The organism is Deferrisoma palaeochoriense, assembly GCF_054656955.1.
In genome coordinates this window covers 17,139-38,837 of sequence record NZ_BAAHXI010000029.1, presented here as the reverse complement: position 1 = coordinate 38,837, position 21,699 = coordinate 17,139, and the positions used below count along the sequence as shown (strand labels likewise).

Below are 21,699 nucleotides of genomic sequence, written 5' to 3'. Positions count from 1 at the left end.
GGGAAGGGCCTTGGACCTCACGAACCGCGGGGCGTCCGCGCGCCGTCTTTCCCGCCGGCGGGTCCGTACCGGCCCATGCCGTAGCGAAACAAGCAGAAGTCGTAGCGCACCGGGTCGGCCGGGTCGAACCGGGCGAGCGCGGCCGTGATCTCCCGGGCCGTCTTCCAGTCGTTGGCCCGGCGGCGGGTGAAGCCCAGGGCCCGGCCCACCCGGGCTACGTGGGCGTCCAGGGGAACGACCAGCCGGGGGGGGTCCACGAGGCCGTGCCAGTACCCCGGATCGAGGGCGTCGCGGCGCGCGGCCCAACGCAGGAAAAGACACAGGCGCTTGGCCGCGCCCCCCCTGGCCGGGGACGCGAGAAGGTGGCGCACCGGGTGCCCGGGGGGAACCTCCCGGACCCCGAGGATCGGCCGGGCGTCGCCGGAAAGGATGGCCTTCGCGAACCGCGCGAGGGCGACCCCGATGTCTCCCCCCGGATCGGCCGACCGAAAGAGCTCCCCGAGGCTTCCGTGCCGTTCCCGGGCCTGGGCCACCAGGTGGAGGAACAGCGCCACGTCGGCCCCCTTGTGGAACCGATAGGAAAACCCCTGAAACCGTTCAATCCACGCGGCGGGCTCCGTGGCCGCCAGGGCCCGGGCCGGGTGGGAGCCCAGCGCCTCGAACACGGTCCCCAGGGCCTCGAGGATCTTCTCCACCCGGCCGTAGGCGAAGGCCGCGGCGGTGAGCGCCGCCACCTCGCCGTCGGCCGGATCGTCCCACCCCCGGGCGTACACCAGCGGGTCGGGCCACAGGAGCTCCGGGCGGTGGTGGGTTCGGTACAGGGCCTCCAGCGCCTCCCGGGTCACCGGGGCCTGACTTGTTCTCCGTGGCACAAACTTTGAATCGGATCCGCCCCGGGCCCTCGCCGGCGTCCGGACATTCCCTGGGGATTCCCGCAAAAGGGTTCCTTCCGCCGGCGGTTTGGGGTTGTCTTTGGGAAATTTTTTGCTACTTTTCGGCATGAAACTTCCTTTTCGGGGACGGGCTTCCGCCCTCCCCGCTTCTGGGCAGAGGCCGTCTCGTTCTTCTCGTTTCAAGGGGGTTCGCCATGCGAACGAAACAGGTGGGTTGGGTCGTGGCCCTCGTGGTCGGATCGGCACTCTTCCTCGCCCATTGGGCGCCGGCGGCCGACATCCCCCGCTCGGCGCGGTTGATGAAGGAGGCCGGCAACCAGTTCCTGGCGGCTAAGCGGTACGCCGACGCCATCGACTGCTACCTCCAGGCGCTCGAGATCGTACCGGATTACCCCGAGGCGCACTACAACCTGGGGGTGGCCTTCCTGAAGGGGTTCGGGGCGTACCGACTCGCGCGGTACCATTTCGAACGATATCTGGAGCTCGACCCCACGGCGCCCGACCGCGAGGCGGTGGAGGCCCTGGTGGCGACTCTGGCCCAGAAGGAAGCCCCGCTACCCAAGGAACCCGGCCGGGTTCTGGCCGTGATCGGCGGCCGGATCCTGGTGAGCGGGGGGAACTGGGTGAAGAAGGGCGACGAGATCGAGATCCAGGAAAAGTCCGGCGCTCCCTGCGCCTGCCTCCTAGCCGATTACGTGTACCCCGACTGCGTTCTCACGCAACGCATCCTGGACGATGAGACCCTGGGCAAGGTTCAGCCCGGATTGGTCGCCGTGAACCGCTGACCCATTCCCGTTCCTCGTTCGGTTCCGCTTGCCCCCGGTCTTCGGCCGGGGGTTTTGTTTTCCGGCCCGAACCCTTCCCCGCCTTCCCCCGAAGAACCCGCCCGTACCGACCTGCGCCGTCGGGCCTCCGCGAGTCCAGCGAAGTCCCATTCCCCGGCTGTCTACGTCATTTTACGGCGATTTCTTGCAAGTTTTCCGCGTTGTGCGCTTGCATTACCGATCGCTTTGCTATACATTTGCACTGCGTCCAACAAAACTACTCCTACTACTTTAAGGTAAAAACCGTGGAAACCGCCCGCCGGAGCCTTGCGAAAGCCCTGTCATGGCGCCTGGTGGCCACCGTGGTCACCACCGCGATCGTGTTCGCGGCCACCGGCGAGGCCGAGTTCGCCGCGACCATCGGGATCACCGACACGGTGGTCAAGTTCGGCGCCTACTTCCTGCACGAACGACTGTGGAACCGTATCCCGTTCGGCCGGCACCGGCCCGAACCCGAATATTACATCTGACCCAAGGAGGCCCCCATGGCCGCGATCCGCCAGCTCCCAGCCCTCCCCGCCGGCGCCGCTCCCGAGGAGATCCTTCGGGTGGGTCTCGAGGCCGCCGGGGGGCCGGTGGCCCTCGCCTGCTCCTTCAGCCTCGAGGACCTCGTGGTCCTCGACCTGCTCACGCGCCTCACGCCGGACCCCCTCGTGTTCGCCCTCGACACCGGGCGGCTACCGGAGGAGACCTACGAGGCCGCCGAGGCGGCGCGGCTTCGCTACGGCGTGACGATCCGGTGGTACTTCCCCGACCGAGCCGCCGTGGAGCGGCTCGAGACCGAGCGGGGGCTCTTCAGCTTCCGCGACAGCGTGGAGGCGAGAAAGGAATGCTGCCGCATCCGGAAGGTGGAGCCCCTGGGCCGGGCGCTTTGGGGGTTGGCCGGGTGGATCACCGGGCTCCGGCGGGAGCAGAGCGTGACCCGAAGCGCACTCGCGCCGCTCGAGATCGACCAGGCCCACGGAGGGATTCTCAAGATCAACCCCCTTGCCGACTGGACCTGGACCCAGGTGGAAGCCTACGCCACCGCCCACGCCGTGCCGGTGCACAAACTCCACCGCGCCGGCTACCCCTCCATCGGCTGCGCACCGTGTACCCGCCCGGTCCGGCCCGGCGAGCCCCCCCGGGCCGGCCGGTGGTGGTGGGAGGACCCCGAGCACAAGGAGTGCGGGCTGCACGTCGGCCCACCCCCCGAAACGGGAGGGACCCATGCGTGATCATCTGACCCAACTGGAAAACCAGAGCATCTACATCTTCCGGGAGGCGTACCGGAAGTTCGAGAGCCTCGCCATGCTCTACTCCGTGGGCAAGGACTCCACGGTCATGGCGCACTTGGCCCGGAAGGCCTTTTTCGGCCGGATCCCGTTTCCGCTGGTGCACATCGACACCACCTACAAGTACCCGGAGATGATCGCGTTTCGCGATCGCATGGTGGCCGAGTGGGGCGCCGAGCTGATCGTGGGCAGGAACGAGGAGGCCCTGGCGGCCGGCATGGGGCCCGAGAGGGGACGGCTCGCCTGCTGCGAGGCCCTGAAGACCCAGGCCCTGGCCCAGACCATCGCGAAGCACAGCTTCCAGGGGCTTTTTCTCGGGATCCGCCGGGACGAGGAGGGCAGCCGGGCCAAGGAGCGGGTGTTTTCCCCACGGGACGAGAACTTCGAGTGGGCCTACAAGGACCAGCCCCCGGAGTTGTGGGACCAGTTCAACACCGACTTCGACCGGGGCACCCACGTGCGGATCCATCCGCTCCTGGGATGGACCGAGCTGGACATCTGGCGCTACATCGAGCGCGAGGGGATCGAGATCTGTCCCCTGTACTTTTCCAAGAATGGCAAGCGGTTTCGCTCGCTCGGCTGCATGCCGTGCACGGGGGCGTTCCCCTCGAACGCCTCCACGGTCGCCGAGATCATCGCGGAACTGGAGGCCACGAAAACCCCGGAGCGCGCGGGCCGGGCCCAAGACCAGGAAAACGCCTACGCCATGCAGAAACTTCGCGCTCGCGGATACATGTGAGCGGGGTCAGGGGTCGCGGACGGAAGTCGGGCCCCCCGCACACCTTGGAAGTTCCGCAAGGCGGCTAGGCGGCTAAGAACATTCGGGATCCCCATGTCGTCGCGTCGGCCAACCCGTGGGAGTTGTTGCCGTATCAGGGGCCAGAGTTCAGAAGGCAGATGTCGAGAACCCCTGTCCTCTGTCGTCTGTCCTCTGGCTCCTGACACGGTCGCCGGTCTCGCGGTCTGCGGTCCCGTGGTCCAGACGGCCGCGGCGTACCGTGTGACCGAGGAGGAAGTTATTGTTTTTGCAAACAGGCCGCGCCTCGCGGCCTACGGAGCTTCCAGGAAACCACGACGGGACATCACACCATGAACCGAACCGACACCCTTCGCATCGTGATCGTGGGCCACGTGGACCACGGCAAGTCCACCCTGATCGGGCGGCTCTTTTACGACACCGGCTCCATCCCGGAATCCCGCTACCGGGAGATCGAGGACACCTGCCGCCGGCAGGGTCGCCCCTTCGAGTTCGCCTACCTGATGGACGCCCTCGAGGAGGAGCGGGAACAGAACGTCACCATCGACACGGCCCAGACCTTCTTCCGGTGGCAGGGACGCCCGTACGTCATCATCGACGCCCCCGGGCACAAGGAGTTTCTGAAGAACATGATCACCGGCGCGGCCAGTGCCGACGCGGCCGTCCTCCTTCTCGACGGGGTGGAGGGGGTGCGGGAGCAGACCCGGCGCCACGCGTTCATCCTCTCGCTCCTGGGCATCCGGCATGTGGTCGTGGCGGTGAACAAGCTCGACAAGGCGGACTACGACCGCGCCACGTTCCTCCAGGCGGAAAACGACGTCCGCTCGCTCCTCCACTCCCTGGGGATCGCACCGGACCACGTGATCCCGATCTCCGCCCGCGAAGGGGAGAACATAGCCCGCCGCCTCGGCCGCACGCCCTGGTACGATGGGCCCACGGTACTCGAGGCCCTGGCCACCCTGGGCGGGACCCAGGACGAGGACGCCCTGCCCCTCCGGTTCCCGGTCCAGGACGTGTACACGTGGGACAACCGGCGGCTCTACGTGGGCCGGGTGGAGACCGGCCGGGTGAGGCGCGGTGACGCGGTCCGGTTTTTCCCCTCGGGCCGCACGGCCCGGGTGAAAACGGTCGAGCGGTGGGGCGATCCGCCCCTGGAGGAGGCCCGTTCGGGCGACTGCGTGGGATTGACGTTCGACGAGGAACTCTTCGTGGAGCGGGGCGAGGTGATGGGCCATCCCGACCGGGGACCGGTGGTGGGCCGCGAGATCCGGGCCAGCCTGTTCTGGCTCGGCAAGGCTCCCCTGGAGAGGGGGAAAACGGTTATCCTCAAGGTCGCGACCACCGAGGTGGAGGCCCAGTGCCTGGACATCGAGGACCGGATCGACGCCTCCACACTGGAGGTTCTGGAGCGCCACGCCGAGCGGCTCGAGAGCCCGGAGGTGGGGAACGTGCTCCTGCGGCTCCGACATCCCGCGGCCCTCGACGCGTTCCAGGACAACCCCAAGCTCGGGCGGTTCGTGCTCCAGGACGGCGCGTTCATCGCCGGCGGGGGCATCGTCCGGGAGGCCCGGGCCCTGGGGGGCGTGCGGGCGGCTCAGGTCATCCACCTCGACCGCCAGTTCGCCACGGAACCCGATGGCTACGTGGTGGACCTGACCCAGGAGCGGGGCGCGGTGGAGTTCGAGGTGACGCCCCACTTCCTCGACCTCGTCGCGGCCGGGAACCGGGTGCTGTTTCGACTGCGGGGGCCCGAGCAGGTGGCCCCGGTGGCCCTGTTGGCCTACGAGCACGACCTGGAGTTCACCTTCCGCCGCACCGGCGAGCGGGTCGGGCTGGTTCTCTGGCGCCGGGCGACCCCCCAGCCGTCGGCGCCGCTGGAGGGGCTCGGTCTCTGACCCCGTTTCGTCGAAAGGAAAACCAAAGGTGTTGCCCTACCCCGCGCTAGACCCCGTGGCCTTCCGGATCGGCCCCCTCGCCGTGCGCTGGTACGGACTTGCCTACCTCTCGGGGTTTCTCCTGGGGGCCTGGGTCCTACGGCGGCAGGCCCGCGCGGGGCGGTTGCCGCTCGGCCCGGGCGAGGTGGGGGACCTGGTGGGCTGGCTCGTCCTCGGCGTCGTGCTGGGAGGCCGGCTAGGGTACGTTTTGTTTTACAACGCACCGTACTTCGCCACCCACCCGTGGAAGATCGTGGCGGTGTGGGAGGGAGGGATGAGTTTCCACGGGGGGCTCCTGGGGGTTGGCGTCGCCCTGTGGGCCTACGCGCGACGGCACCGGGCCGACCCGTGGGTGCTCGCGGACGGGCTCGCCCTGGCGGCCCCCCGGGGCTTTTTTTCGGCCGCCTCGCAAACTTCGTCAACGGCGAACTCTACGGCCGCCTGACCGATCTGCCCTGGGCCATGGTGTTTCCGGGCGGCGGGCCCCTGCCCCGTCACCCGAGCCAACTGTACGAGGCCGGTTTGGAGGGCCCCCTCCTGGGGCTCGTCCTCTGGGTTCTTTGGCGCCGCGGGCCGGCGCCGGGGCTTACGGCGGCGGCGTTCCTGGGGGGATATGCCCTCGTCCGGTTCGGGGTGGAGTTCGTCCGGGAACCCGACCCCCAACTCGGATTCGTGCTCGGCCCTCTCACCATGGGCCAGTGCCTGAGCGTCGCCATGGCCCTCGGCGCAGCCGTGCTGGCCGGGGTACGACGGCGAGCCACCTAGCCTCACCCTTCCCGCCCGAGGAGGTCCCATGCGGATCGACACGCTGCTGGTGCGGGCCGGGCTCGGGGCCGACCCGGCCACCGGGGCCGTCAGCGCCCCCATCCACCCGTCGAGCACCTTCGCCCACCCGGGACTCGGCCGCACCACCGGGTTTGACTACTCCCGCACGGCCAACCCCACCCGCAAGGTGTTGGAGGACGCCGTGGCCCGGCTGGAGGGCGGGGCGGGGGCCTGTGCGTTCGGGTCCGGGATGGCGGCGCTCACCACCCTGTGTCTTCTGTTCCGGCCGGGGGACCACCTGGTGGCCTCCGACGATCTGTACGGCGGCACCTACCGCCTGTTCGAGCAGGTGTTCCGGGCGTACGGCCTCGAGGTGACCTACGCCGATGTCACCGACCCGGGCCGGGTGGAGCGGGCCCTTCGGCCCGGCACCCGGGCCGTCGTGGCGGAGAACCCGACGAACCCGCTGCTCAAGGTGGTGGACGTGGAAACGCTGGCCCGCCTCGCCCACGACCACGGGGCCTGGCTCGTCGTGGACTCGACCTTCCTCACCCCCTACCTCCAGCGCCCCCTCGAACTCGGGGCCGACATCGTGGTCCACAGCGCCACCAAGTACCTCGGGGGCCACAACGACCTCCTGGCCGGGGTCCTGGTGGCCCGGGACCCCAACCTGGCCGAGCAGCTCGCGTTTCTCCAAAACACCACCGGGGGCGTGCTCGACCCCTTCTCCTCGTGGCTCCTGGTGCGAAGCCTCAAGACCCTCGGGGTGCGGCTCGAACGCCAGTGCCGCACCGCCGGGGAGGTGGCGCGGTTTCTCCTGGGACACCCCGCGGTCACCCGGGTATACTACCCCGGCCTCCCGGACCATCCGGGCCGGGCGGTGCTCGCCCGGCAGGCGGCCGGGTTCGGGGCCATGGTGAGCTTCCGGCTCGCCGCGGCCGAGCGGGTCGGCCCGTTCCTCGAGCGGCTGCGGGTGGCCACCTTCGCCGAGAGCCTGGGCGGGGTGGAGACCCTGGTCACCGTGCCGAGCCGGCAGACCCACTGCGACGTGCCGCCCGAGGTGAGGGAACGCCTGGGCGTCACCGACGATCTCGTGCGGCTGTCCGTGGGCCTCGAGCACCCCGAGGACCTCATCGCCGACCTCGCCCAGGCCCTGGGGGGCTGACGCCCGCCCCGCCGATCCGGGGGGACTCGAACCGCCCAACCCGCAACCCGAGGAAAGTCATGACGCAAGGACGACGTGTTTCCCCCACCACGCGCTGCGTGGGCGGCCGCAGGGAGGTGGACCCGGCCACCGGGGCGCTCGGAACGCCCATCGTGATGGCCAGCACCTTTCACCAGCCCGACCCCGAACACCCCGGCCCCTGGGACTACAGCCGGTCCGGCAATCCCACCCGCCACGCGGCCGAGAGCCTGGTGGCGGATCTCGAGGGCGGCACCGCCGGGTTCGCCTTCGCCTCGGGCATGGCCGCGACGACGACCGTGCTCGCCCTGCTCAACCAGGGCGACCACGTGCTCGCGGCCCGGGACCTCTACGGCGGCACCTACCGGGCGCTCACCGGGGTGTTCTCCCGGTTCGGCGTCGAGGCCTCGTTCGTGGACACCACCGACCCCGAGGCCGTCGCCCGGGGGCTTCGATCCAACACCCGGATGCTTTGGTTGGAGACCCCCTCGAACCCGCTCCTCCGGGTGACCGACCTCGGGGCCTGCGCGGCCATAGCCCGGGAACGGGGAATCCTCACGGTGGTGGACAACACCTTCATGACCCCGCTGCGCCAGCGGCCCCTCGCGCTGGGCGCCGACATCGTGGTCCACAGCGCCACGAAGTTCCTCGGGGGCCACAGCGACCTCGTCGCCGGGGTGGCCGTGGTGGCGGACGCCGACCTCGCCCAACAGGTGGGCTACCTCCAAAACGCCCTGGGTGGGGTGCTCTCGCCCCACGACGCCTGGCTTCTGGTCCGGGGGATCAAAACCCTGAAGGCCCGCCTGGACGCCGGGGAGGCCACGGCGGCGGAACTCGCCCGCCGACTCGCGGCCCATCCGGCGGTGGAGCGCGTGTACTACCCCGGGCTCCCCGACCACCCCGGCGCCGAGGTGCACGCCCGCCAGGCCACGGGGCCGGGAGCGGTGTTGAGCTTCGATCTCGGGACCGGGGAGCGGGCGCTTGCGCTCCTGCGGGCCGTTCGCATCCCGGCCGTGGCCGTGAGCCTGGGGGGGGTGGAGTCCATCCTCTCCTACCCCTGGGCCATGTCCCACGCGGCCATGCCCCCCGACCACCGCCGGGCGCTCAGGATCGGGCCGGGGCTCCTGCGGCTTTCGGTGGGGCTCGAGGACGTCGAAGACCTCTGGGCCGATCTCGAGGCAGCCCTCGGCGCGATCCCGGGCTGAGGCCGCGGCCGGCGGCGAGTCCCACGACCGAGGGGGAGAATGACGGTGGAGACCTTGCTCGAAGCGCTGGAAGCCCAGGGGGTGGTGGGGGCCCTCGACGCGGAGCTCGCCCGGACGATCGTCCGGCTCTCGGGGGACGGCCGCGCCGAGGTGGCCCTGGCGGCCGCCCTGGCGAGCCGGGCCGTGACCGAGGGCCACGTGTGCCTGCCCCTGGGCCGGCCGGAACGGGTGCTCGGAGAGCTCCCGACCCCGTTCCGGCCCGACCCCGGGTGGGCCGAGGCGCTCGCCGAAAGCCCCGCCGTGGGGCGGCCCGGCGACGTCAAACCCCTGGTCTTGGACGACGCGGGGAGGCTCTACCTCCACCGGTACTTCGCCTACGAGGACGGCGTGGCCCGGTGGGTGCGAGACCGGGCCGCCGCGCCGAACCTCCCCCACGACCCCGACCGGGCCCGGGCCGACCTGGACCGGCTGTTCCCGCCCGGCGGCGGTGAGCCGGATTTCCAGCGGCTCGCGGCGGCCACCGCGCTCCTGCGGCCCCTGACCCTCGTGTCCGGCGGCCCCGGCACCGGAAAGACCCACACCGTGGTGCGGCTCCTCGCGCTCCTGCTCGCCCACCCCGGCCACGAACGGCTCCGGGCGGCCATCGCCGCCCCCACGGGCAAGGCGGCCGCGCGGCTCCAGGAGGCCGTGCGCCAGGCCCGGGAGACCCCGGGGGCCCTTCCCGTACCCGACGAGGTGCGCGATCGCATCCCCGGTGAGGCCTCGACCCTCCACCGGCTCCTCGGGGTCGTGCCGGGCCGCAGCCGCGCCCGGTTCGGTCCCGACAATCCCCTGCCCCACGACCTCGTCGTGGTGGACGAGGTGTCCATGGTGGACCTCTCCCTCATGGCCCGGCTCACCTCGGCCGTGAAGCCGGGGGCCCGGCTCGTGATCGTGGGCGACCGGGACCAGCTCGCGTCGGTGGAGGCGGGTTCGGTGCTGGGCGACCTGTGCGACACCGGCGCCGAACACGGGGTCCCGGCCGACCACGCCCGCGACCTGGCCCCCCTGGCCGGGTTCCCCCTCCACCCCTGGGTCCGGGACGAGCCGCCGCCGGCGAGGGGACTCGTGGTCCTCCGCCGCAACTACCGCTTCGGCGAGGAGAGCGGCATCGGCCGGATCACCCGGGCGGTCAACGCGGGCCGAAGCGGCGAGGCGCTGGAACTCCTGCGCCAGGCGGCGGGGGGCGAGGTGTCCTGGAAGGATCTTCCGGCACCCACCGAACTCCCCGGGGCGCTGGAACCCGTGGTCCGCGCCGGCATCGTGCCCGTGTTCGAGGCCCTGGCCGAGGGCCGGCCCGAGGAGGCCTACCGTCGGCTGGAGCGGTTCCGGATCCTCTGCGCCCTTCGCGCAGGCCCCTACGGGGTCACCACGGTGAACCGGGTGGTCGAGGGGATCCTGGCCCGCGAGGGACGCGTGCCCTCCCACGGCGGGTGGTATCCCGGCCGGCCCGTGCTCGTCACCCGAAACGACCCGGCGCTTCGGCTCTACAACGGGGACGTGGGCCTGTGCTACGCCGATGCGAACACCGGCACGCTCCAGGTGCTCTTCCCCACCCCCGAAGGCGGCTGGCGCACCCTGCCGCCGGTGCGGGTGCCCCCCTGCGAAACCCTCTACGCCATGACGGTGCACAAATCCCAGGGCTCGGAGTTCGACCGGGTGCTCCTGGTGCTCCCCGACCGGCCGAGCCCGGTGGTGACCCGGGAGCTCGTCTACACCGGGCTCACCCGGGCGCGAAGCCACGCGGAGGTGTGGGGCCGGCCCGCCGTGTTACGGGCCGCCGTCGAATCCCGGGCCGAACGCACCTCCGGGCTCCGGGACCGGATCTGGGAGGGGTGGTAGGGGGGAGGAAACAAATCAGCCGACCCCGCAAGGTCGGCCGTCACGTCTCACCGGAATGCTTCCGCCCGATCTCTGAGCTGGCGGAGGGGGTGGGATTCGAACCCACGGGGGCTTGCGCCCCGCCGGTTTTCAAGACCGGTGCCTTAAACCGCTCGGCCACCCCTCCGCTTTCTGGCTTCTACTCGATCACCTCCACGCCCCCCATGTACGGCCGCAGGGCCTCCGGCACGACGACGCTGCCGTCCTCGCGCTGGTAGTTCTCGAGGATCGCCACCAGGGTCCGGCCCACGGCGAGACCCGAGCCGTTCAGGGTGTGCACAAGCTCGGTGCCCTTCCCCCCCTTGGGCCGGAACCGGATGTTGGCCCGGCGGGCCTGGAAGTCCTCGAAGTTGGAGCAGGAGCTGATCTCCCGGTACCGGCCCTGGCCCGGGAGCCACACCTCGAGGTCGTAGGTCTTGGCGGCCGAGAACCCCAGGTCCCCGGTGCACAGGGTCACCACCCGGTACGGGAGCCCCAGCCGCCGGAGCACCTCCTCGGCGTTTTGGGTCAGGGTTTCCAGCTCCTCGTACGACCGGTCGGGGTGGGCGAACTTCACGAGCTCCACCTTGTCGAACTGGTGCTGGCGGATCATGCCCCGGGTGTCCTTGCCGTAGGCGCCGGCCTCGGCCCGGAAACAGGGGGTGTAGGCCGTGTAGCAGACCGGCAGGGCCTCCTCGTCGAGGATCTCGTCGGCGTGGAGGTTCGTGACCGGCACCTCGGCCGTGGGCACGAGGTAGTAGTCGGTGTTCGTCAGATGGAAGAGGTCCTCTTCGAACTTCGGGAGCTGGCCGGTGCCGGTCATGGCCTTGGCGTTCACCATGAACGGGGGCCAGACCTCGGTGTAGCCGTGCTCGCCCGTGTGCAGGTCGAGCATGAACTGGATGAGCGCCCGCTCGAGCCGGGAGCCGAGCCCCCGCAGCACCACGAACCGGGCGCCGGTGATCTTGGCCGCCCGCTCGAAGTCGAGGATGCCGAGCCGCTCCCCGATCTCCCAGTGGGGCAGCGGCTCGAAATCGAACGCCGGCGGCTCGCCCCAGGTGCGCACCACCGGGTTGTCCTCCTCGCTCCGGCCCACCGGCACCGACTCGTGGGGGATGTTGGGCACCCGAAGGAGCAGCCCGTCGATCTCGGGCTCCACCTCCCGCAGCTCGGCCTCGAGCGCCTTGATCCGCTCCCCGACCTGCCGCACCTCTTCCATGAGGCCCGTGGCGTCGCCGCCCTCCCGCTTGATCCGGCCAACCTCCTTCGAGGCCGCGTTGCGCCGGCTCCGAAGGGCCTCCAGCTCCTGGAGAACCTCCCGGCGCCGGGCGTCCAGGGCCAGGATCCGGTCGAGGTCCACATCGGCGCCCCGGGCCTCGAGGGCCCGCCGGACGCGGTCGGCCTGTTCGCGGATGGTGCGGATCGAAAGCATCAAACGCCCTCCTTCAGGGATGGGTTCCTCCGCGGCGCGGATGGGGCCCGGATTATAGGGAGGCCCCGCAAGGGGGTCAACGCGCCTTGACAAGCCGCGGCCCGCGCCCAAGAGTGAATCGGGAGGCGGCACCGGCGCCCGCGTCCGTCGACTCCCCTTCCCGGCACACGTAAGGAGGCATCCCATGGCCCTTTCCCCCGAAGCCCGTCGTGAACTCCTTGCCATCGCGCGTGAATCCATCCGGCAGGGGCTCCGGGGCCGAAGGTACGTCCCCCAAGCCCCCACCCTCCCCGAGCTCGCCCGGCCGGCCGGGGCGTTCGTCACCCTCCACGAGGCCGGGGCGCTCCGGGGGTGCATCGGCACGTTCCAGGCCGACCGGCCGCTCTACCTGAATGTGGCCGAGATGGCCCGGGCCGCGGCCTTCGAGGATCCGCGCTTCCCGCCCCTCCGGCCCGAGGAGTTCGGCCGGATCGACCTCGAGATCAGCGTGCTCTCCCCCATGCGCCGGGCCCGGCCCGAGGAGGTGGAGGTGGGCCGCCACGGCGTCTACATCGTGCACGGCCTCCACCGGGGGGTGCTCCTGCCCCAGGTGGCCGTGGAGCAGGGCTGGGACCGGGAGACGTTTCTGGACCACACCTGCCTCAAGGCCGGCCTCCCCCCGGGGGCGTGGCGGCACGGCGCCGAGGTGCACGTGTTCGAGGCCGAGGTGTTCGGGGAGAAGGATCTCGAAGCGGAAGCCTGATCATCCCCCCGGCTGGGCGGCCAGGAGCTCGTCCAATGGCACCACCCGCACGCCCGCCTCCCGGATCCGGGGGGCCCACTCGCGCAGGGTGTCCAGGGTCACCCGGTGGGGATGGCCGATGGCCACGGCCTGGCCCGTGCGAAGGGCCCGCTCGACGGCCCGTTCGAGCTGCCGGCCCACCGCCTCGGGGGTCTGCTCGTTGTCGAGGAACACGTCCCGCCGGAGCGCCGGAACCCCGGCCCGCACCGCCTCGTCGTAGGCCACGGTCCGGGCCGTGGTGACGCTGTCCAGGAAAAAGAGCCCGGACCGCCGGAGCTCGTCGGCCACCCAGGCCATCTCTTGCGCGCGTTGCGTAAACCGGCTGCCCATGTGGTTGTTGACCCCGGAGACGCCCGGCACGTCGGCCAGGGCTCTCCGGACCCGGGCGCGCACCTCGTCCTCGGAAAGCCCCACGAGGAGCGCGTGGGGCCCGGGGTCGGCCCGCTCCGGATAGCCCTCGGGCTCCATGGGGAGGTGGAGAAGGGCCACCCGCCCGCGCTCCCGGGCCAACCGCGCCACGTCGGCGCTGTGCTCCAGGTAGGGGAGGATCGCCGGGGTCACGGGGATCGGCAGATCGAGAAACGCCCGGGCCCGGTCCAGACTCCCCCCCAGGTCGTCGATCACCACGGCAAGGCGCGGCCCGGCTTCGGGCGGCCGCCGCCAGCGGATCGTGACCGGCAGCCGGCCCGACGGGAGGTCCAGGTCGAACCGGATCCGGTCCGCCTCCCGGCGCACGGGGCCCAGGGCCACCCCGTCCGCCCGGGCCGCCTCGCGGACCTCGGCCAGGAGCGCCTCTGCCTGGTCCGCGTCGGCCACCCGGAGTTCGGCGGGGGTCCCGTCGAGGGGCCCCAGTGCCCTCCGGAGGGCCCCGCCCGGTGCCTCCACCCCCACCGGCGCGGGCTTCGTCCGGTGCTGGCGGCCCAGGAGGTAGGCGCCCCCCACGAGGGCCAGACAGGCCAGCCAGGCCGCGACCCACCCGAGGCCGCGCCGGCCCGTTCTTCCGCCCCGGCGCTTCCGGTTACGGGCCACGGCCGGCGTCCGCCGGGGCCGAGGAGGCCTGGCCCATGCCCCCGAACACCCGCAGGGCCTGGAGGATCTGGACGGCCCGCTGCAACTGGCGGTCTTGGCTCAGATCGGAGCCCTCACCGGCGCCGCCCGGTTCCTCGGCTTCGGGTTTCGGGGGCCTCTCGCCCTCTTCTTGGCCCGGCTCGAAGTGCCCCTTGAGGTCCTCCTCGCGCATCCGGCCGTGGATCCGGTCTTCCGGCACTTCCTCCGGATCCCCGGGGCCCGCGGCCACCTTCACGTCGGGCTCGATGCCCCGGGCCTGGATGGTGCGGCCCGACGGGGTGTAGTACAGCGCCGTCGTGATCCGAAGACCCGAGCCGTCCGAGAGCGGAAGGATGGTCTGCACGCTCCCCTTCCCGAAGGTGCGCTCGCCCAGGATCAGCCCCCGCCTGTGATCCTGGAGCGCGCCGGCCACGATCTCGGAGGCCGATGCCGTGCCCCCGTTCACCAGGACCACGAGGGGGAGTTTGGGCTCGGTGCCGTCGTCCCGGGCCGTGTAGACCACCTCCTGCTCCGGGTCGCGGCCCTTCGTCGAAACCACGGTTCCCCCCGTCAGGAAGAGATCGGCGACCTTCACGGCCTGGTCCAGGAGGCCGCCGGGGTTGTTGCGCAGGTCGAGGACCAACCCGTAGAGACTCGGGTCGTCCCGGAGCCCCTCGAGGGCCTCCGCCACCTCCCGGTGGGTCGCCTGCTGGAACTGGGTGATCCGCACCACCCCCACCCCGTCCACCCGCCGGGCCTTGACGCTCTTGATCCGGATGATGTCCCGGGTCAGGGTGAACGCCTTGGGTTTGTCCCACCCCTCCCGCAGGATGTGGATCGTGATGCGGGTGCCCTTGGGACCGCGCATCCGGCGCACCGCCTCCATGAGGTCCATGCCCTCGGTGGGCTCACCCTCGATCATCACGATCACGTCGCCCGCCTGGATGCCGGCGGCCGCGGCCGGGGTGTCCTCGATGGGGCTCACCACCGTGAGCCGGCCGTCCTTCACCGTGATCTCGATCCCGAGGCCCCCGAACGCCCCCTCGGTTTCCACCTGCATCTCCTGGAACATGTCGGGGGTCATGAACGAGGAGTGGGGGTCGAGCCGGGCCACGATGCCCTCCACGGCCCCGTACACGAGATCCTCGGGCTTGACCGGCTCCACGTAGTTTCGCTGCACCACGTCCATGGCCTCGGCCAGCACCCGGAGCCGCTGGTAAAGCTCGTCCCGCTCCTCGGGGGCCACCTCGGGGGGCCGGGCCCAGAGCACCCCCGCGAACAGGAGGCCCCCGAGCGCGATCCCCACGGCCCACATCCACCCCGGTCCAGTAGCGCGATTCTTCATGGCGGTCCTTCCGAGTACCTTCCCGCTAGGAGGCTGGAAGGCTAGGATGCTAACATGCGAAAATCTCTTATGATTCCAGCGTGACGCCCATCCCTACCCGTGGGAGCCGTTTCCGCGTCAGGGATCAGAATTCAGAGGGCAGACCTCAGAGACCCCCTGTCTTCTGTCCTCCGTCTTCTGGCCCCTGGTACGGCGGCCCCACCCTGGAGGCTGGACTCGGCTATTGTCCCCCACCCGCCGGCCCCGAAACCAGCCGGGCCCTGCCCCGTTCCCGTTCGACGGCCTCCAGGAGGATCCCCTCCAGGAGCCCCCCGTCGCTCACCCGGAACCCCGCCGCGCCGTACCGGTCGAGGAAGGTCTCGAGGAGCGAAAGGCCGGGCAGGATCACGTCCTCCCGGCCCGGTTCCACGCTCGGGAGCGCCGCCCGCTCGGCCCGGGTCATGGCCCAAAACCGCTCGGCCACCTGGGCCAACGCCTCCCGCGGCACCCACCGGCCCGACAGGGCCCGGGTGTCCCGGATCGCAAGGCCGAACGCCTCGGCCGCCACGGTAAGCGGGGTGCCGGCCGTGGCCACCACCTCGGCCCGACCGGCGCCGAGCTCCCGGGTCCACCGCGGGTCCGCGAGCCGGTCCGGCAGGCCGTCCCACGCCCCGGCGGCGCGCCGGGTCAAGGTGGCCCGCTCCCGGGGCGCCGGGGGGTCCGACCACGCCCCGGCCTCCCAGAGCGACACCACCCCCACGGGAAGGCTCGCCGCGGCCACCGGCCGGCCGCCGCCCTCCCAGGCCGCGACCTCGGTCGAGCCGCCCCCGATGTCGAGAAACAGCCCGGCGGGAGGGGGCGGTTCCAGGAGCCCCAGCGCGCCCCGAAGGGACAGCCGCGCCTCCTCCTCGCCCGACACGATCCGCACCGGCCCGCCCAGGATCTCCCCGGCCCGCCTCGCAAACGCCGGCCCGTCGGCCGCGTTTCGGCCCGCGGCGGCCAAGGCGCCCACGCGGTACAGGGCTCCGTAGGCGTCCATCTCGGCCCGAAACACTTCCAGGAGCCGCTCGGCCCGGGCCCGGGCCTCGGGCCGGAACGTCCCCCCCGGCCGAAGCCCCTCGGCCAGGCGGACCACCCGCTGGCGAAGGGGGCCGGGCCGAAGCTCACCGGGGGCCGTCTCCTCGGCCAGGAGGAGCCGGAAGGTGTTGGAGCCGAGGTCCACCGAGGCCCAGCGGGTCACGGCCGGGGGCAGACCCATCGGTCGGCGGGGGCGGCCAGCCGCTGGGCCGTCTCGGCCATCTCCGCGTAGCCCGGCCGGCCCATGAGGGCGAAGGTGAGGCGCTTGCCGAGCTCCACCCCGGGCTGGTCAAGCGGGTTCACCCCCAGGACCTCCCCGGTGAACACCGTGGCCACCTCGAGCAGATAGAGGATCTGCCCCAGGGTGCCCGGGTCCACCCGGGGCAGGAAGAACGTGAGGTTGGGGCGGCCGTTTTCGGCGAGCGCCGCCTCGGTGGCCCGCTTCTCGGCCCGCAGGAGCTCCCCGAGGGAGCGCCCGGCCAGGTACGCCACCTCGTCGGCCCCCTGGGGAAGCGGCGGGCACCCCAGATTGCGTCTGCCCTCGCCCACCTCGAGAAAGGTGACCACCTTGTCGTGGGGCCCCTCCATGTAGAGCTGCACCTGGCTGTGCTGGTCGGTGGTGCCCAGGGCCTTCACCGGCGTCGGCCCCACGAACACCTCCCGGCCGTCGGTGGATAGCCGCTTGCCCAGGCTTTCGGCCCAGAGCTGCCGGAACCAGTCGGCCACGTCCCGCAGCGCGTCGCTGTAGGGCATCATCACGTGCACCGGTCGGCCCCGGCGGTAGAAAAGCGCGTGCACCAGCCCGAACAGGTAGGCCGGGTTGTCCCAGGGGTCGGGCCGGGTGGCCACGGGCTCGGCCGCGGCCGCGCCGTCGAGGAGCCCCTCCACGTCCACGCCCGCGCAGGCCAGGGGAAAAAGCCCCACGGGGGTCAAGACCGAGAACCTGCCGCCCACGTTGGGCGGCACGTCCAGGGCGGCCACCCCCTCCCGCCGGGCGTACTGCCGGAGGAACCCCTTTTCCGGGTCGGTGGTGACGACGAGGCGGTCGCGCGCGCCCTCGGAGCCCACGGCCCCCGCGAGCCACGCATGGACCGCCAGGAACTGGGCCAGGGTCTCGGCGGTGCCGCCCGACTTCGAGATCACATTCACCGCGGTCTCCCGGGGGTCGAGCCAGTCCAGGAGGTCCGCGATGGTCTCGGGGTCCACGTTGTCGCACACGAACAGCCGCATGCCGCCCCGCCGCTCCGGCGGCAGGTGGTTGTGGAGCGCCGAACCGAGGGCCCGGTGCACGGCCAGGGTGCCCAGGGCGCTTCCGCCGATGCCCAGCACCAGCAGGTTCTGGTACGCGCCCCGGAACCGGCCGGCGAGCTCCAGGCTCTCCCGCAACCCGGGCCGATCGAGGGGGAGGTCGTAGAACCCCATCTCCCCCGAGCGCCGGCGGGCCCCCAGGCGCTCGTGGGCCCGGGCGGCCTCGGGGAACGCGGCCTCGATCTCCCCGGGCGCAAGCCCTTGGGGTCCGATGCGTTCGGCGAGCACGTTGGCGTAGCGGAGGGTGACAAGGTCGGCCATGGGTTGGTCCTTTCCTGGTGCTTCGCGCTGGGCTGCTGGTCCGTTTGGCGGCAAGCCCCCCCGACTCTCGCAAAGACGCGTGTTCCGCGCCGAAAGAGCGGCTGCCGTGTCAGGGACCAGACTTCAGAGGACAGATGTCAGGGAACCCCCGTCCTCTGTCGTCTGTCCTCTGGCTCCTGACATGGGAGCCGGGATTCACCTCGCCCGGGGGCGGGCGCGCCCCGGAAACCTCCGGGTCACCCGCCGCCCGGGCCGGGTGCCCGAAACTCCTCGGGGGCGTACAGCCTTCGGTTTTCGAACACCTCGAGGGCGGCAACCACCCGCCGAAGGTCGGGACGGGTCGCGTCGAGCATCACGTGGGTGAGCCCCGCCCCCGCCGCCGCGGCCAGGAACACCCCCTGGAGCCATCCGGTGCCCCGCCCCCCCGCGGCGCCCGTGGTCAGGTTGGAGAGCCCGACGATCGTGGCCACCGGCTCCCCGAACACCTCGGGCAATCTCCGGAGAACCTCGAGGAGCGCCGCGTTGTAGGCCTGCCCGTCCTGCCACCCCAGGGGCACGAGCACCGGGTCGATCCAGATCCGCTGGAGGGGAACCCCGGCCTCCTGGCACCGGCCCACGAGCTCGGCGGCCAACGCCAGGCGCTCGTCGGCCTCCCGCGGCACCCCCGAGCCCATGCAGAACACCACCAACTCGGCCCCGAGGCGCGCCGCCAGTTCCGGGATCCCGTCCCGCCCCGGGTCGGCGGAGTAACCGTTCAGAACGACGGGCCCCTCCCATCGCTCCGCCAGCCAGGCCATGGGCTCGGGCCGCGCCGCGTCGGCCACCAAGCCTCCGGCCCACACGCCCTCCAGGCTCCCCACCACGAAGGCCACATCGTCCCGGGTGGCCGACCGGCCCAGGTTCACGTCGAGGTAGGCCGCCCCCGCCTCGACCGCGGCCCGCGCCAGCCGTTGCAGGGGTTCGGGGTCGCGGCGGGCCACGGCCCGGGCCACCTCCGGATGGGCCACGGTGAGGTTCTCGGCCACCACGATCACCGCCGGCCCTCCCCCCGTCCGGCCGGGGCACGGGCCCCATCCCCGGGTTGCGCGTGGGCGGCGATTCTCGCCCGCCAGTCGTCCGCGACCCGGTTCCGCTCGGCCCAGGCGGCCCGCAGGCCGTTCACCCCCCGGGGCCCGGCGGTCCATGCGGTGGCCAGGCCCGCCGCGGCCAAAAGCACGCCGAGCACTAGGTCGAGGGGCAGGCGGCCCCTTCGCCGGGCCGGCGCAGGGGCGACCGCCTTCCCCGTGCCCGCGGGTTGAACGACGCCGCGTTCCAGCAGTTCCGCGAGGGCCTGCATCCCCCGGAACTCCCCGAGCCGCGCCCGGTCCACCACCTCCCGAACCGTGGCCACCCCGTCCACCAGGGCGAGCACCTTGAGGGCGGCCGCGTCCACGTCTTCCGGAAGGGGACTGCCGGCCTTCCGGGACAGCACGATCCGGTCCGACGGCAGGACCTTTCTTACCCGGGGCCATTCGTCGACCTGGCGGAACCCCTCCATGAGGAGCTCCCCCACGTCGATCAACTCGCTGACCCCCTCCTCCACCTCCACCGGTTCCTCCCGGAACCGGAACTCGCCGCGTTTGAGGGCGAGAAGCCCGTACACCGTTTCCCGGTGCTGAAGGCCCAGCACCTCCCGGAACTCTCCGAGCCGGAGCACCCCCATGGAGACCAGGATGTCCCCGAGCCGGCGAAGGCTTTGGCGCTGGCGCTCGAGGGCGAGCCCGAGCTGGGCCGGGGTGATGAGGCCGGCCCGCACCAACCGGGCCCCGATCAACTCCGCCGGGCTCCGCCGGTCGGGCCACGCCTCCACGAGGCGCCCCTCTCGAAAACGCAACCGCGCGACGCCGTCGGCGGTTTCGATCTCGAGGGTTCCCGTCTTTCCCTGGTGGGAAACGAGTTGCAGCAGTTCGGAAAGGTTGAAGGTCTCCAGGTTTCCGCGGAGGCTCATCCCGTCCCCCTCCGGCCCAGGGCCCGCAAGAGCGACCACGCGTGAAGAAACGCCAGCAACCCGGCGGCGGCCCACCACGCCCGGGGCTCGGTCCACCAGGGCCAGAGCGGCACCGGGACCCAGGCCGTTCCCAGGGCCCCCACCGCGCCGACCCACAGCACCCCGGCGGCCGCGGCTCTTCCTCCCCCGCGTGCGAGGAATCTGCCCCACCCGGGAAGGAGCGCGTTTCCGATCCGGGTTCCCACTTCCAGCCTTCGCCGCCACCGGTGCCGACGATCCCGGATCCGCTCGGCCTCGGCCGGGTCGGGAGCCTCGGCCCGATCGAGGGACCAGCAGGCGGCGCAAAGATCGGTTCCCTTCACCCGGTAGCCGCACCGGGGGCAGATCACCACCCCGCACCCGGGGCACAGCCGGCTCCGCCGGTCCCGGGCCAACCGGCCCGCCGCGATGGCCAGGAGGAACCCCACAAGGCCAGCCCCCCAGACCGGCACCGCCCTCCAGGGCCACACGAACCAGCCCACCACCGGCCCGGCCCATCCGGGCACGGGGGCGGGGCGAAGAAGCGGTCCCCAGATCCACCCCGGCGGCACCGGCACCGCGGCGGGCACGCCGTCACCCCGTCCCGGCTGCTGCCGGGTCTCAAAGCGTTCCACGGCGGAAGCGTCCACGGACCGGGCTTTCTGGAGCGCCTCGTCGGCACCCCGCAACTCGAGCCGCGCCAGCCGAGCCAGGTGGAGGTTGTACCAGGCCACTGGATCGTCCGGACGGAGGGTGGCCGCCGCCTCGTAGTGGGCCTCGGCCTCCTGGTACCGCCTCCCGAGATAGGCGGCGTTTCCCAGGGCCACGCGCCAAAACGCGGGGTTGTCCCCCCGGGCCAGGGCCTCTTCCGCCACCCGCTTCGCCTCGCCCCAGTCCCCGCGGCGCTGGGCGAGAGCGTACCGCACCACCGGATCGGCGCCGGACCCGGGCCCGAACGCCCCCGGTTTGGCCCCCGTCCGGACCAGGTAGCGGTGCCACGCCTGGGACGAGAGTTGAGGGTCGAACGCCCCCAGCCTGAGGGACAACGGTAGGGAAAACGCGGCAAGGAACGCCACGGCGAGGACGATCCGTCCCCGGGAGGGCAGGTAGGGCACCAGAGCCGCCGCCAGCGCCCCCAACGCGGCACCGGGGCCGAACCCGGCCAGCCAGGCCGCACCCGCCAGGAACACGCCCACCCCTCCGGGGGTCCACCGGCGGTACCGCCACGGGAACGCGTCGGCGTAGTCGTGGAGGAGCAGGCGGCCCCGGGCGACCACCCCCCACAGGACGAAGGCGGTGAGGGCAGCCCAGCCCGCCAGCCCGATCCCCACGGCCGTCCGGGCGGCCAACTGTCCCAAAACCCAAGGGTCCGAGACGACCGCGCCCAGGCCCGCCAGGCCGTGGCGCACCCGGTCCGCCCAGGCGGTCTCCGGGCGGGTCGCCAGAACCCACCGGGCCCTTGGGTCGCCGGGAGCCGCTTGCACGGCCAACTCGGCCCAGACCGGGGCCTCCTCGGCGGTCTGCGCCCGCCGGGCCTTCTCCAGAAACCGCAACTCGAGCGGCACCAGGTCCGAAGCCAGTTGCTCCGCCCGAAGCCGCTCCATCCAGGCCCGAAGCCGCGCACGGGCCTCCGGGGACCGGCCGGCGTCCTCCCACCCCGGAGGAAGCGCTGCCGCGCTGCCGGCCACGAGGAGCACCAGGCCCACCAGGGCCGCTACCCGCCGAATGAC

18 protein-coding genes, 1 tRNA gene and 1 pseudogene are annotated in these 21,699 nt (G+C 72.1%); 10 read left to right on the top strand and 10 right to left on the bottom strand.

Going from position 1 to position 21,699, the window contains the following annotated elements:
* Window positions 1–17 precede the first annotated feature (17 nt).
* The gene (locus tag ACYQ8L_RS09720) at window positions 18–845 is read right to left on the bottom strand and encodes a TIGR02757 family protein (RefSeq protein ID WP_459941593.1); all 828 of its coding nucleotides are present in this window, start codon (window positions 843–845) and stop codon (window positions 18–20) included.
* Between the two features lie 242 nt (window positions 846–1,087).
* Between ACYQ8L_RS09720 and ACYQ8L_RS09715 the strand changes: the two genes are divergently transcribed.
* From ACYQ8L_RS09715 to recD, 9 genes and pseudogenes are all read left to right on the top strand, one after another.
* Complete coding sequence (locus ACYQ8L_RS09715) at window positions 1,088–1,678, top strand: tetratricopeptide repeat protein (protein ID WP_459941592.1); 591 nt, start codon at window positions 1,088–1,090, stop codon at window positions 1,676–1,678.
* A 284-nt stretch (window positions 1,679–1,962) separates the two neighbouring features.
* Complete coding sequence (locus ACYQ8L_RS09710; protein WP_459941591.1) at window positions 1,963–2,187, top strand: DUF2061 domain-containing protein; 225 nt, start codon at window positions 1,963–1,965, stop codon at window positions 2,185–2,187.
* Between the two features lie 15 nt (window positions 2,188–2,202).
* Window positions 2,203–2,934: a phosphoadenylyl-sulfate reductase gene (locus ACYQ8L_RS09705; protein WP_459941590.1), complete on the top strand. Its 732-nt coding sequence runs from the start codon at window positions 2,203–2,205 to the stop codon at window positions 2,932–2,934.
* Complete coding sequence (gene cysD / locus ACYQ8L_RS09700; RefSeq protein WP_459941589.1) at window positions 2,927–3,730, top strand: sulfate adenylyltransferase subunit CysD; 804 nt, start codon at window positions 2,927–2,929, stop codon at window positions 3,728–3,730. The genes ACYQ8L_RS09705 and cysD overlap by 8 nt, the downstream gene beginning before the upstream one ends.
* A 350-nt stretch (window positions 3,731–4,080) precedes the next feature.
* Window positions 4,081–5,643, top strand: a complete 1,563-nt coding sequence (locus ACYQ8L_RS09695) for a sulfate adenylyltransferase subunit 1 (RefSeq protein WP_459941588.1) — start codon at window positions 4,081–4,083, stop codon at window positions 5,641–5,643.
* A gap of 28 nt (window positions 5,644–5,671) precedes the next feature.
* Window positions 5,672–6,447, top strand: a pseudogene (gene lgt / locus ACYQ8L_RS09690) (prolipoprotein diacylglyceryl transferase).
* A gap of 28 nt (window positions 6,448–6,475) precedes the next feature.
* Window positions 6,476–7,612 (top strand): trans-sulfuration enzyme family protein, encoded by a 1,137-nt coding sequence (locus tag ACYQ8L_RS09685; protein WP_459941587.1) that lies wholly within the window; start codon window positions 6,476–6,478, stop codon window positions 7,610–7,612.
* Between the two features lie 59 nt (window positions 7,613–7,671).
* On the top strand, window positions 7,672–8,835 hold the full coding sequence (locus ACYQ8L_RS09680; RefSeq protein ID WP_459941586.1) for a trans-sulfuration enzyme family protein: 1,164 nt from the start codon (window positions 7,672–7,674) through the stop codon (window positions 8,833–8,835).
* Between the two features lie 39 nt (window positions 8,836–8,874).
* Window positions 8,875–10,716, top strand: a complete 1,842-nt coding sequence (gene recD / locus ACYQ8L_RS09675) for an exodeoxyribonuclease V subunit alpha (protein ID WP_459941585.1) — start codon at window positions 8,875–8,877, stop codon at window positions 10,714–10,716.
* A 78-nt stretch (window positions 10,717–10,794) separates the two neighbouring features.
* Here recD and ACYQ8L_RS09670 read toward each other — a convergent pair.
* Window positions 10,795–10,882, bottom strand: a tRNA-Ser gene (locus tag ACYQ8L_RS09670).
* A gap of 12 nt (window positions 10,883–10,894) precedes the next feature.
* On the bottom strand, window positions 10,895–12,166 hold the full coding sequence (gene serS, locus ACYQ8L_RS09665; protein ID WP_459941584.1) for a serine--tRNA ligase: 1,272 nt from the start codon (window positions 12,164–12,166) through the stop codon (window positions 10,895–10,897).
* 184 nt (window positions 12,167–12,350) lie between these two features.
* Between serS and amrA the strand changes: the two genes are divergently transcribed.
* Window positions 12,351–12,908, top strand: a complete 558-nt coding sequence (gene amrA, locus ACYQ8L_RS09660; protein ID WP_459941583.1) for an AmmeMemoRadiSam system protein A — start codon at window positions 12,351–12,353, stop codon at window positions 12,906–12,908.
* Here amrA and ACYQ8L_RS09655 read toward each other — a convergent pair whose 3' ends face one another.
* From ACYQ8L_RS09655 to ACYQ8L_RS09625, 7 genes are all read right to left on the bottom strand, one after another.
* On the bottom strand, window positions 12,909–13,976 hold the full coding sequence (locus ACYQ8L_RS09655) for a divergent polysaccharide deacetylase family protein (protein WP_459941582.1): 1,068 nt from the start codon (window positions 13,974–13,976) through the stop codon (window positions 12,909–12,911).
* Window positions 13,966–15,339, bottom strand: coding sequence for a S41 family peptidase (locus ACYQ8L_RS09650; RefSeq protein WP_459941581.1), 1,374 nt, complete (start codon window positions 15,337–15,339; stop codon window positions 13,966–13,968). Before ACYQ8L_RS09650 ends, ACYQ8L_RS09655 begins: the two co-directional genes overlap by 11 nt.
* Before the next feature lie 220 nt (window positions 15,340–15,559).
* A complete protein-coding gene (locus ACYQ8L_RS09645; protein WP_459941580.1) occupies window positions 15,560–16,576 on the bottom strand; it encodes a Ppx/GppA phosphatase family protein in 1,017 nt (338 codons plus the stop codon).
* Window positions 16,555–17,964, bottom strand: coding sequence for a glucose-6-phosphate isomerase (locus ACYQ8L_RS09640; RefSeq protein ID WP_459941579.1), 1,410 nt, complete (start codon window positions 17,962–17,964; stop codon window positions 16,555–16,557). The genes ACYQ8L_RS09645 and ACYQ8L_RS09640 overlap by 22 nt, the downstream gene beginning before the upstream one ends.
* 236 nt (window positions 17,965–18,200) lie before the next feature.
* The gene (locus ACYQ8L_RS09635; protein ID WP_459941578.1) at window positions 18,201–18,998 is read right to left on the bottom strand and encodes a dihydropteroate synthase; all 798 of its coding nucleotides are present in this window, start codon (window positions 18,996–18,998) and stop codon (window positions 18,201–18,203) included.
* Window positions 18,995–19,951, bottom strand: a complete 957-nt coding sequence (locus ACYQ8L_RS09630) for a DUF4388 domain-containing protein (RefSeq protein WP_459941577.1) — start codon at window positions 19,949–19,951, stop codon at window positions 18,995–18,997. The genes ACYQ8L_RS09635 and ACYQ8L_RS09630 overlap by 4 nt, the downstream gene beginning before the upstream one ends.
* Window positions 19,948–21,675 carry a hypothetical protein gene (locus ACYQ8L_RS09625; RefSeq protein ID WP_459941576.1) on the bottom strand — a complete coding sequence of 576 codons (1,728 nt, stop codon included), beginning with the start codon at window positions 21,673–21,675 and terminating at the stop codon, window positions 19,948–19,950. The genes ACYQ8L_RS09630 and ACYQ8L_RS09625 overlap by 4 nt, the downstream gene beginning before the upstream one ends.
* Window positions 21,676–21,699: the final 24 nt, after the last annotated feature.

Excerpts from the sequence above, each read along its gene's own strand:
- ACYQ8L_RS09715 (WP_459941592.1), top strand. The coding sequence starts at position 1,088 with ATGCGAACGAAACAGGTGGGTTGGGTCGTGGCCCTCGTGGTCGGATCG.
- ACYQ8L_RS09705 (WP_459941590.1), top strand. The coding sequence starts at position 2,203 with ATGGCCGCGATCCGCCAGCTCCCAGCCCTCCCCGCCGGCGCCGCTCCC.
- cysD (WP_459941589.1), top strand. The coding sequence starts at position 2,927 with ATGCGTGATCATCTGACCCAACTGGAAAACCAGAGCATCTACATCTTC.
- ACYQ8L_RS09695 (WP_459941588.1), top strand. The coding sequence starts at position 4,081 with ATGAACCGAACCGACACCCTTCGCATCGTGATCGTGGGCCACGTGGAC.
- ACYQ8L_RS09685 (WP_459941587.1), top strand. The coding sequence starts at position 6,476 with ATGCGGATCGACACGCTGCTGGTGCGGGCCGGGCTCGGGGCCGACCCG.
- ACYQ8L_RS09680 (WP_459941586.1), top strand. The coding sequence starts at position 7,672 with ATGACGCAAGGACGACGTGTTTCCCCCACCACGCGCTGCGTGGGCGGC.
- recD (WP_459941585.1), top strand. The coding sequence starts at position 8,875 with ATGACGGTGGAGACCTTGCTCGAAGCGCTGGAAGCCCAGGGGGTGGTG.
- serS (WP_459941584.1), bottom strand. The coding sequence starts at position 12,166 with ATGCTTTCGATCCGCACCATCCGCGAACAGGCCGACCGCGTCCGGCGG.
- amrA (WP_459941583.1), top strand. The coding sequence starts at position 12,351 with ATGGCCCTTTCCCCCGAAGCCCGTCGTGAACTCCTTGCCATCGCGCGT.
- ACYQ8L_RS09650 (WP_459941581.1), bottom strand. The coding sequence starts at position 15,339 with ATGAAGAATCGCGCTACTGGACCGGGGTGGATGTGGGCCGTGGGGATC.
- ACYQ8L_RS09645 (WP_459941580.1), bottom strand. The coding sequence starts at position 16,576 with ATGGGTCTGCCCCCGGCCGTGACCCGCTGGGCCTCGGTGGACCTCGGC.
- ACYQ8L_RS09640 (WP_459941579.1), bottom strand. The coding sequence starts at position 17,964 with ATGGCCGACCTTGTCACCCTCCGCTACGCCAACGTGCTCGCCGAACGC.
- ACYQ8L_RS09630 (WP_459941577.1), bottom strand. The coding sequence starts at position 19,951 with ATGAGCCTCCGCGGAAACCTGGAGACCTTCAACCTTTCCGAACTGCTG.